This is a genomic window from Enterococcus sp. PF1-24 (assembly GCF_029893325.1).
GTDB lineage: Bacteria > Bacillota > Bacilli > Lactobacillales > Enterococcaceae > HY326.
Genome location: NZ_JARXWL010000047.1, coordinates 1 through 10,592 on the forward strand (window position 1 = coordinate 1; position 10,592 = coordinate 10,592).

At 38.8% G+C, this 10,592-nt stretch carries 9 protein-coding genes; 2 read left to right on the plus strand and 7 right to left on the minus strand.

The window, feature by feature from the left end:
- Positions 1–134 precede the first annotated feature (134 nt).
- Both M2139_RS13555 and M2139_RS13560 read right to left on the minus strand, forming a co-directional pair.
- Positions 135–500 carry a hypothetical protein gene (locus M2139_RS13555; RefSeq protein WP_280739380.1) on the minus strand — a complete coding sequence of 122 codons (366 nt, stop codon included), beginning with the start codon at positions 498–500 and terminating at the stop codon, positions 135–137.
- A 162-nt stretch (positions 501–662) separates the two neighbouring features.
- Positions 663–1,124, minus strand: coding sequence for a low molecular weight protein-tyrosine-phosphatase (locus tag M2139_RS13560; RefSeq protein ID WP_280739381.1), 462 nt, complete (start codon positions 1,122–1,124; stop codon positions 663–665).
- A gap of 187 nt (positions 1,125–1,311) precedes the next feature.
- On the opposite strand from M2139_RS13560, the gene M2139_RS13565 reads away from it, so the two are divergent.
- Positions 1,312–2,616: an MATE family efflux transporter gene (locus M2139_RS13565; protein WP_280739382.1), complete on the plus strand. Its 1,305-nt coding sequence runs from the start codon at positions 1,312–1,314 to the stop codon at positions 2,614–2,616.
- A 52-nt stretch (positions 2,617–2,668) separates the two neighbouring features.
- On the opposite strand, the gene M2139_RS13570 is transcribed toward M2139_RS13565, so the two are convergent.
- The 5 genes from M2139_RS13570 to metF all read right to left on the minus strand — a co-directional run bounded on the left by M2139_RS13570 (position 2,669) and on the right by metF (position 9,070).
- Positions 2,669–4,498: an acyltransferase family protein gene (locus M2139_RS13570; protein ID WP_280739383.1), complete on the minus strand. Its 1,830-nt coding sequence runs from the start codon at positions 4,496–4,498 to the stop codon at positions 2,669–2,671.
- The gene (locus M2139_RS13575; protein WP_280739384.1) at positions 4,495–4,887 is read right to left on the minus strand and encodes a hypothetical protein; all 393 of its coding nucleotides are present in this window, start codon (positions 4,885–4,887) and stop codon (positions 4,495–4,497) included. The genes M2139_RS13570 and M2139_RS13575 overlap by 4 nt, the downstream gene beginning before the upstream one ends.
- A 260-nt stretch (positions 4,888–5,147) precedes the next feature.
- The gene (locus M2139_RS13580) at positions 5,148–7,523 is read right to left on the minus strand and encodes a homocysteine S-methyltransferase family protein (RefSeq protein ID WP_280739385.1); all 2,376 of its coding nucleotides are present in this window, start codon (positions 7,521–7,523) and stop codon (positions 5,148–5,150) included.
- A 4-nt stretch (positions 7,524–7,527) separates the two neighbouring features.
- Complete coding sequence (locus M2139_RS13585) at positions 7,528–8,208, minus strand: vitamin B12 dependent-methionine synthase activation domain-containing protein (protein WP_280739386.1); 681 nt, start codon at positions 8,206–8,208, stop codon at positions 7,528–7,530.
- A complete protein-coding gene (gene metF / locus M2139_RS13590) occupies positions 8,201–9,070 on the minus strand; it encodes a methylenetetrahydrofolate reductase [NAD(P)H] (RefSeq protein WP_280739387.1) in 870 nt (289 codons plus the stop codon). Before metF ends, M2139_RS13585 begins: the two co-directional genes overlap by 8 nt.
- Before the next feature lie 257 nt (positions 9,071–9,327).
- Here metF and M2139_RS13595 point away from each other — a divergent pair, with 257 nt between their 5' ends.
- Entirely contained in the window at positions 9,328–10,494 is a 1,167-nt protein-coding gene (locus M2139_RS13595; RefSeq protein ID WP_280739388.1) for a DUF4352 domain-containing protein, read from the plus strand.
- The last annotated feature ends 98 nt before the right edge of the window (positions 10,495–10,592 follow it).

A 10,592-nucleotide genomic window follows, 5' to 3' on the forward strand; every position in this document is an offset into this window, starting at 1 on the left:
AGGGACTTTTTGGTATAACCTTTTGTTTTCCACCCGCATAGCAGGTGGTTTTCTGTTTCGCTCGTTTCACTCACTCAACTGACTAAAGTCAATAAAAAAAGCTGAGAGCTTTACTCTCAGCTGAATATTTTAACTTATTTTGAAATTTTATGACGTTCCCCATTTGGTGTCAGCAAACTAATCTTCTTAATTTGAGCAATCGGTACCATGCGAATTTGCTGCTGATCACCCGATGTTTTTATCATCACATGATCGCCACTGACTGTTTTGCTGGCAATCCAGCCAGAAACTGTTTCATAATTTTGAACGAATTCGTCTTCTTGTAACTTCAGCACAACAATCCCTTTTTGAGCAGCTGCCAATTGAAGTTGTTTTAAAATTTCAGCTTGCATTTTTTCCAGTGCAACCTGGTCGGCAGTATCATCAAAAAGAGAACCAAATTTTGTTTTCGATAAAAATGAAGTCAATTTTTCAATCGCCAAATTATTTTTTTTATCCAAATGAATCAGCCTCCCATTTTGTCTATACATTACCTACATAAAACCCTATTTTCATCGTTAATTATTTGCTAAGGCAAAGACTTCCGATTGATACTCATTCTACCTAAAAAAGTAGATTTTTTCAAGGAATACACAGAAAAATCACAGTAAATTCAGATTTACTTAGGCTTTCTTAACAATCTCCAGCCATTTTTCCGCCCCAAGCTTAACTAAACGATAAGTTTCGTCAAAATCTCCCGTATAATAAGGGTCCGGCACAACCTGACTTTCTAAACCTGGTACAGCATCTAAAAACAGCTGAATTTTCTCTGCCTGTTCATTAGTCGCAAGTTCTTTTAAGTCAGCCACATTTTGCTGATCCATTCCGATAATCCAGTCAGCCGCTTGAAAATCGACGGTGGTAATTAGCCGCGCTCGTAAATCGCTGCAATCAATGCCGTATTTTTGCAACTCTTGTTGCGTGCCATGATGAGGCGCGCTTCCCACTTCCCAACGACTCGTTGCCGCTGAATCTACTTGAATTTCATTTTCCAACTGCTGCTCTTGCAACAACTGCCGAAAAACCGCCTCAGCCATTGGTGAACGACAAATATTTCCTAAACAAACAAATAAAACTTTTTTCATAATTCCCTCCGAATATCTATTTCATATTTCCTCTATTATCTACTAAAATTCGTTAAAGAGATAGCTTTCTATAGAAAATTTTCAAAACTCACAAAAAACATTTGTCTTTTTTTCAGATAGTTTTATAATATGGGGTATAGGGGTATATTCAAAAAACACCTCAATTCCCAACAAGGAGTGATGCTCATTGCTATCACGGATAAAAGAAAATCAAATTTTGCAACTTGCGATTCCGGCGACTGTTGAAAATGTTTTACAAACTCTCGTCGGCTTTATTGATACTTTAATGATTGCCAAAATCGGTCTGTTAGCCGTTACCGCAGTAGGTATTGCCAACACTATTTTAAGTGTCTATTTAGCGGTTTTTATCGCTTTAGGAGTAGGTGCCTCCGCCTTGATCGCACAAATGTTAGGGGCTAAAGAAATCGCTAAAGCCAAAACTTATACCCAACAAGCTTTAATTTTAAGTTTAGTGGTGAGTTTATTTTTTAGTCTGATTAGTTTGTTTTTCGCACCAACAATTTTGCGTTTAATGGGCGCGGATCAAGAGTCATTGCCAGCTGCTTCTGAATTTTTAATGATTGTCGGCGGTGCTTCTGGCGCGATTGCTTTAATGACGGTTTTAGGTAGTTTATTACGGGCGACTGGCGATACCAAATCGCCTATGAAAATCAGCGTTATCGTCAATCTGGTGAATATCGCGACTGATTATTTTTTAATTTTTCATTTACAAATGGGGGTTGTCGGCACCGCTATCGGTACGGTTCTCTCAAGAGTTTTAGGAATGCTTTTACTTTTTTATAAATTACAACAATCAGAAATCGCTATCGAAAAAGCGACTTTTTTCAAAAAAAGCAGTTATCATGCCTTAATTCAATTAGCTATCCCAGCAACTTTAGAGCGTTTGGTGATGCGGATGGGGCAAGTGGTTTATTTTAGTTTAATCGTTGCAATTGGCGCGAAAACTTTTGCCGCTCATTCGATAGCAGGTAACATTGAAAGTTTTGCTTATATGCCCGCTTACGGCTTAGCGACTGCCGCCACAACTTTAATTGGTTATGCCGTCGGTGAAAAAGATATAGAAAAAGCCCGCCTTTACGCCAAGAAAGCGACTCGTTACGGAGTTGTCATTTTAGCTTTTTTCGGCATTATTCTTTTTTTCGGAGGAGAATTTTTTGCTACCTTCTTTACAAAGGATGCAGTGGCAATTAAAGAAATTACTATCGCTTTAAAAATTGATGCTTTTATCCAACCAGCGCTAGCCTTTAGTCTTATTATGACTGGTGCTTTACAAGGAGCGGGTGATACCAAATCACCTTTATACAGCACGGCATTCGGCGTTTGGATTATCCGCATGTTAGGCGTACTGTTATTAGCTCGCCATTGGCAAATGGGAATTGCCGGCGTTTGGTTATCAATCGGGATTGATTTATATTTGCGAAGCATTTTTCTTAATTATCGTTTTAAACGAACCTTGCAAAAGCTAACTTAACAAAAAAGGTTGCCTTTAATTAAAGGTAACCTTTTTATTGATTATATAATTATTAATTACTATTTTTGACAGGTGTCTTTTCTGCTTCTACTAAAGCATCAGCAATACATTGGGCATATAATTCATCGCCAGCGGCTACGCCACCAAAATGGGTGCCATCTGTACCTTCAAATATTTCTGGATGGGCTGGCGCCAATTGATTCCAATCAGCAATCGTTACAAATTTATATTGCTTTGGTAACTCTCGCTCAAAAGCTACTAATTTTGTTGAGTTATAAGTTGCATCGGCCGAACCGTCATAAGGGGTCATAAAAATCAAACGATGCCCCACGCCTAAGGTTTCGATAATCGCTTGCACATGCTCTTCGTAACCATCTAAGCAATTGGTTCCTACACAAATTACGACATTTTCTCTCAGCGTGCCTTTTTCTTGTTGTTCCGCCATAACTTCGCAAGCAATATCTAAAGTACGATTGCCTTCTGCATCCACCCAGCTATCAGGAAGGTGTTCGCTTAAATAAGCCCGCGTCCCCAACGTTACACTATCGCCAATCACGGAAACACCTTTTGGAATATTAAATTCGGTTGTTCCTAAATTATCCACCATGCTACGGGTTAATTGCAGATTATCGGCATCTTGATACAAGCTAGCGGTCCATAAATCTTTTTCTAAGCTAGAAATTTTCGGCGCTCTAATCATTTGAATCCCCATCATTAAGCAGAGCACACCGACTGTTATTAATGATGGCAATTTAATTATTTCCCAACTGATTTCATTAGCGAAAACCGTAACTTTTTTCCCAGCAATCAGCGGTTCTAAAATGTAATAAGAAAACACGGCTAAACCGTAAGAGAAAAGCAAAGTTAAAATAACTCCAAATACGTTCCCGAAACGATGAGTAAAAATAATGTAGAGTGGCCAGTGGAATAAATAAACCCCATAACTGGTATCCGCCAAAAAGCTAACGGCTTTAGGCTCGTCAAAATCTGGCGTCTTTTCATGTAAAATTCGCGCCGCCAAAATCATCGCCACCGCAATTAAACTTGCGATTAATAGGCCAAATAAATAAGTAAATTTACTATCAAATTTCAGCAGAATGCTTAAAATAAACAAAAGCACAAAGCCGCCACCTAAAACTGCTAAAGCTTTCGTCATGCTCCATGATTTGACAACTTTAGAGAATTTTTTAGGAATATTTTTAACACCACTAAAAGTAGCCGCAATCGCTCCGATGAAAAACGGGAAGCTATGAGCAATACTTGAAAAATAAATCCCTGAATATTCTTTCATGCCCAGAGCTCGAATAAACATTGATAAAAAGCCAATTAATCCAAAAACGGCTGCCGCGGCACAAAGCCCCGTTCTAAAAATAATTGCTTGATTTTGTGGTTTGTCAGGTGCTTGGCGTTTCGCTAAAAAGGCAATAGCAAATGCTACCAACGCCCAAATAATGTAAAAATGCACTTCTACAGCTAACGACCAAGTGTGAACAAACAGATGGGGAATGAATTTATTTTCATAGCTACCACCTAAAGCAATTTCAAATAAATTAGTGACAAAACCTAATGCCGCAATGATTTGCTTACCTAACATCGTAATAAAATCTTTGCCAATCAAAAAAGTAAAAGGCATCACGACTAATATTGATAAAACTAGCGGTGGCACAATCCGATATAAGCGCCGCCGATAAAAGCCTACTAAATCAAAGCTTTGTTTTTTGGAAAATTCATCAATCATTAAGGCGGTAATCAAAAAGCCTGAAAAAGTGAAGAAAACATCCACCCCGATAAAGCCACCAGGAAAAACATTTTTAAAGAAATGATAAATTAAAACTAATACCAACCCGGTAATCCGAACAAAACTAAACCACTTAATTTTCATTTCCCTTGATATACCCCCTTCGTAAAGTTACCGCGATAAATGGCCGCTGTTTCTGAAATCAGCACCCCTTGACCATCGGCTTCCCCTTTTTTAAAGTCACCTTCATACGACCAGCCAGCTGCTGAAGAAAACTTGCCTTCCCCTTCAAACCGGCCATCAACAAAAGCTCCGGTATATACATCGCCATTGGCAAAAGTTACGGTCCCCTGACCATTGAATTTATTATTTGCCATTTGACCTTCATATTGGATGGCGCCATCATCTAACTGATAAACGCGTTCTTTAACACTACTTCTTGATAGCAGCAAACTCAACAGGGCAAACAATACCATAATGCCCACTGCTGCCGCTTCAGCAATCTCTCTAATCTCCCAGTCTTTTTTTAACATCCTATTATCCCCTTAAACAAATTTCTTACTAAATTACTTCATTGATTATTGGTATTTAGAATTTATACTTCCCCCCTTATTTATCACAAACTACTCAATTATACACATATATATTCATAATACGACCATTAAAGCAAAATTTAAATAGTTTTTTTCAAAAAAAGAGTTTTAACCGCAGCTAAAACTCTAGTCTTATTGTTTACTGATTTTCTTTAAGAAAAGTGGAAAAAGTTATTCTGCAACTAAGCAAATTTTTGCAACTAACTCTTAAAAAAGTTTTGCGCAATTGTTACGCTCTCTAAAGCATCTTTGGCATAATAATCCGCCCCAACAAATTCACGATATTCTTCATTTAAAACGGCACCACCTACCATAAATTTAGCTGGTAAGCCTGCTGCTTTCACTGCTTCAATGGTGCGTTTCATATTTTGAACAGTCGTAGTCATTAAGGCACTTAACCCCACCAAAGCAATTTTTTCTTGGCGAACGGTTTCCACGACTTTTTCAACTGGCACATCTTTCCCTAAATCAATTACTTCAAACCCATAATTTTCCAGCACCATTTTGACAATATTTTTGCCGATATCATGAATATCCCCTTCAACAGTTGCCAATAAAATTTTCCCTTGTGATTCGTTGACTTGCCCCTGAGCATCAAAATATTTTTTCAACACTTCTTGAGCCCGTTGCACGGCTTCCGCTGATTGAATCAGTTGCGGTAGAAAAAGCTCGCCGGTTTCAAATTTGCGCCCTACTTCATCTAAAGCTGGAATGAAATGTTGGTTAACAATTTCTAAGGGCGCTTGCGTTTTTAACAATTCCGTTGCCGCTGCTGCCGTTAAATCTTTTTGCCCTTGTAAAATTAATTCTTTCAAAGTTTCGGGTGCTTTATTAGTGACTGGTGCCGCCTTTTCGTTGGCAGCCACCGTCATTGTTTGGCTGTTGGCAATGTAGGCGGTGGCATCTTTATCTTGATTGTTAATCACTTTTAAGCCCCGCACAATATTCATTAAAAATTCTGATAAAGGATTAACAATCGGTGCATTTAAGCCCGCCCCAACGGCCGCCGCTAAAAAAGTACCATTTAATAATTCGCGATTAGGTAAACCAAAAGAAACATTACTTAAACCCGCTACTGTCATAACACCTAATTCGCTACGTAATAAGCGTAAGGTCTCTAACGTCACTGCCACTTGAGCTTGTTGCGCCGAAGCGGTTAAAACTAACGGGTCAATCATCACATCTTCTTTCGGGATACCGTAAGTTGCTGCTGTATCAACGATTTTTTTAGCAATTGCTAAACGTTCAGCCGCAGTTTCTGGAATGCCGTTTTCATCTAACGCTAACCCTAAAACAACGCCCCCGTATTTTTTAACAATCGGAAAAATTTCTGCCATGCTGCTGGCTTTGCCATTTACCGAATTAATTAAAGGTTTCCCATTATAATAACGGGCACCCGTTTCAATAGCCGCCACGCTTGAACTGTCGATTTGCAACGGCGTGGTTACGATTCCTTGAATTTCCGTGACCGCTCTTTGCATCATTTCAGCTTCATCAATTTCCGGTAAGCCAACATTGACATCCAAAATATCAGCGCCCGCTTCCACTTGTTTTAAAGCTTCTTTTAAAAGGTAGCTGATATCATTACTGCGTAGCGCTTCTTTCAAACGTTTTTTGCCGGTAGGATTAATCCGTTCGCCAATTAAATGTAGCCCTTGATTTAAAATCACGCTTTGATTGCCTGAAGTTACCGCCGTAACGATTTCTGGTTTCGCTAACATAAATGGCGTTGCATCAATGATTCCTCGTAATTCTTTAATAAAAGCGGGTGTCGTGCCACAACAGCCACCGACAATTCGCACGCCTTTAGTCAACATTTCTTTAACAGCCGTTCCATAGTCGCTTTCAGAAATACGATAAACCGTTTGACCATTTTTCATTTCAGGTAAACCAGCATTGGCTTGCACCATTACGGTAATTTTGGCGTATTGTAGCATTTTTTCAACTAACGGCAATAGTTCTTGCGGGCCTAAGGAACAATTCAATCCCACCGCCGCAATCCCTAAAGATTGCAAAGTTAAAACTGCCGTGATTGGGTCGGTACCCACAAACGTCCGCCCGTCCGCTTGAAAAGTCATAGTACAAAAAATCGGTAAATTCGTATTTTCTTTTATCGCTAAAATAGCGGCTTTTGTTTCTAATAAATCAGACATTGTTTCTAAAATAACCACATCAGCACCAGCCGCTTCCGCTAACAGCGCTTGTTCTTTAAAGACATCATAAGCTTCATCAAAACTCAACGTTCCCATTGGCGCCATTAATTGACCAGTGGGTCCCATATCATAGGCTACATAGCGGGGATTAGCGGCTTGAGCTAATTTTACGGCAGCACTAATAATTTCTGGCAGTTGCTCAGCTGCTAACTTCAAGCGATTTGCTTGAAAAGTATTGGTGGTAATCACATCGGCACCCGCTGACACATAAGCTTGATGGATTTCTTTCACAGTTTCCGGATGAGATAAATTAAAATACTCAGGCTCCATTCCCACTGGTAAACCATGTTTTTGCATCATGGTGCCCATTGCGCCATCAAATAGTAAAACTTTATTTTCAATCGCTTCAATAATTGTCGTCAAATTTTCACCTTCTATAATTACAAGTTGTTTGCATTGAACAATCCTTGCAAGTATTTCCTTTTCTTCTTGGTCGGGCAACAGCTTCATCGGCAAATAAACCAATAATCGCTGTTATTGATTTTCGCGGAATCATTAACAAACTTGAAGATAAATGAATTCCTAATTTTTTGTCCGCCTCCAGCACCGCAAAAAAATCCGGTTGGGTTGCCAAAGGTAAATCGCCATAGCCTGGGCTAAACCGGCGATTCATAAAAGCCTCCGGCATTTCATTGGCAATTTCACATTCCGCAAAATCACAAATTTTTTCAATATATTCCGTACAGCAAGCATCTAAAATCAAGCTTTTACTGAGCTCCGTTAATTCATACTGGCGAATTCGTCGCTCCACTTCAATTCCTAAAGTCGCAGCTAACAAAACCACTTGCTCCGCACTTTTCAAATGATTATAAATGGATTTCCCTTTTAAAATTAAATCAGTACCCACCACCTGAATTGCTGGTACTTCTGGCAAGGGTTGGCAATCAAAAATTTGAAAACTATAGCGGGGCTGCGCCACCGTTTGCACTTCCAGCATTAATTCTTCAATCGTCTGCTCCATCGCCGGCGTTAATTCTTGCTTGCGTTTATAGCCTAAATAGCGCAAAATTTCCCGCTTATTTAAAGGTAGCGGACTACTTTCAAACATCAACGCCACCTCTAAGCTGTTGAATCGCTGATTTAGCAACCGTCGGACGATTCATGGCGTAAACGTGGACACCCGCCACACCGTGAGCCACCAAATCATCAATTTGCTCTAAAGCATATTCCAAACCGGCTTTGCGTAAATCCACTAAAGAATGTTCATATTTATGAATCAATTTAATTAATTTTGACGGTAAAGACGTACCACACATAAAAATCATTTTTTCTACTTGGGCACGACTTAAAATCGGCATCACGCCGGCTGAAATTGGTGTGAAGATTTGGGCTTTTTGAGCTGAATCAACTAAGCGATAAAAAGAATCGTTGTCAAAAAACAACTGAGAAATGAAGAAATCTGCCCCCGCATCAACTTTTTCTTGTAAATGTTGAATGTTTTCGCTACTAGCCAATTGGTCAATATGCCCTTCTGGATAACAAGCCGCCCCTACAGAAAAATCCGTCAGCTCTTTGACTGTCGTAATTAATTCCTTAGCATAAGTAAAATCGCTCTGACAGTCTTCTTGTCCCGCCGGCATATCCCCCCGCAGCGCTAAAACATTTTCGATATTTTCCTTACGAATATCAGTTAACAACTGTTGAATCTCTTCTTCTGAGTTCACCACACAAGTCAAATGGTGCAAAGGCTCAATGCCATATTGATTTTTCACTAATGAGGCAATCTCCAAAGTGCGATTATCTTGGCGTGAACCACCAGCGCCATAAGTTACACTAATAAAATCTGGTTGAATATCTTTCAACTCAGCTAAAGTTTGATAAATCGTTTCAATCCCCGATTCTTTTTTCGGAGGAAATAGTTCGAAAGAAACGACTGGCTTCTTTTGTTGATAAAAATCTTTAATTTTCATATCATCACTTACTTTCTACTTGCTACCAAGAACAAAAAATTTAGTTGTAGAAAGAATAGCACAATAGCAGGAATTTTCAAACTATTTTTCTGCTATTTATACTCGATTTCACAAGGAATTTTTCAGTTTTCGCAGAATTTTGAAAATTCCCAAGAAAAATCACTTCTCTAACTACACCTTTTCCTACTTTTTTGATACTATATACTAAGAGCAACTTTTTTTACTTAATTTTTTATAAATTAGAAATAGAGGTCATTATGGAAGAACAACCTATTACAACCAATAAAAAAAAGAAAACTAAGAAAAAACCGCAGAAAATCCACGGCTTTTTACAATGGAATTTAATTGCAGCCGGCTTTAATATCGTCGGTTTTATCATTAGCGGACTTTTTATCGCCGAATTTTTTATTAAAGATTTTAATTTACCTTTAGCGGCTAAAATGTTTTGCATCATCTTTTTCATTGAAAGTTTAATCGTCAATGTAGTGGCATTTTATCAAGCTTGGAGCAAAAAAACGGTGATTTACGGCCACATTGGCGGAATCTTCGGGATTTTAGCGATGTTAATCTATCCTAAATACGGTGCCTTTTTAGGTTTAATTGCTTTTGCGATAGCGATTTTCTTCTTGTTGCAAAAACAAACTTACAGTACAACCACCAAGCAAAAATCACTTTTCAAACAGCCTTTGCTTTATTTAGGTTTAGTTGTGACGCTACTTTTAGCAAGTTTGCAAATTTTCACAACCGTTCAAGCGGAAGAAAAACAGCAAATCTTAGATCGTCCACCACTAAAAATTGATACTACCCAAAATACTACCTACGACTCTAGCAACAGTACTTACACTAGTAAAAGTCGCCCGAAAACCTCAGATAAAAGTACTGAAACTTCTGAAACCGGCGAAACAACTACGAATGACAGCAGTAGCAGTACGCCAAGCGCTAGTGGTAGTAGTAAACCAGCCAACAATAATAACGCTGGTGGCAACAGTACAACGCCTAGCAGCCCAAGTCCAAGTACTTCATCGGAAGCACCGGCTAGCGTTTCGCCAAAAGCGGTTATTGAAATTATTCAAGTCACTGAAGCGCTTGAATACGGAGAAGGCGATAATCGCCATGACGCCAAAATGAACAATAAATTGGCTTTAGTTCAAGTGAAAGTCACCAACGCCAGCACTGAACCACTGGTCTTTTCTAATGGTTACTTCTTATTACGAAACGCCGACAGTTCAATGATGGTTACACCACATTTTGTTGAAGGTGGCTCAGATGATTATTTCGAAGATATTGAATTAGCAGCTGGTGCGCAAGCGCAAAGTACGTTAGTTTTTGAAATTGATGTAGAGCTTGATCCATTTGCCATGATTCTTGATTATTATGGTGAATCTGACGCTAGTGGCAACCCTTATTCTTACCCATTAAGATAAATTTAAGGGGCTGTGACAAAAGTCTCTAACAAAAAACGCATGAAATAACGAAAAATCGTTCATTTCATGCGTTTTTTCTAGTAAAATAAAAAAGAAGT

Coding starts and splice junctions, on each gene's coding strand:
- M2139_RS13595 (WP_280739388.1), top strand. CDS start 9,328: ATGGAAGAACAACCTATTACAACCAATAAAAAAAAGAAAACTAAGAAA.
- metF (WP_280739387.1), bottom strand. CDS start 9,070: ATGAAAATTAAAGATTTTTATCAACAAAAGAAGCCAGTCGTTTCTTTC.
- M2139_RS13585 (WP_280739386.1), bottom strand. CDS start 8,208: ATGTTTGAAAGTAGTCCGCTACCTTTAAATAAGCGGGAAATTTTGCGC.
- M2139_RS13575 (WP_280739384.1), bottom strand. CDS start 4,887: ATGTTAAAAAAAGACTGGGAGATTAGAGAGATTGCTGAAGCGGCAGCA.
- M2139_RS13560 (WP_280739381.1), bottom strand. CDS start 1,124: ATGAAAAAAGTTTTATTTGTTTGTTTAGGAAATATTTGTCGTTCACCA.
- M2139_RS13570 (WP_280739383.1), bottom strand. CDS start 4,498: ATGAAAATTAAGTGGTTTAGTTTTGTTCGGATTACCGGGTTGGTATTA.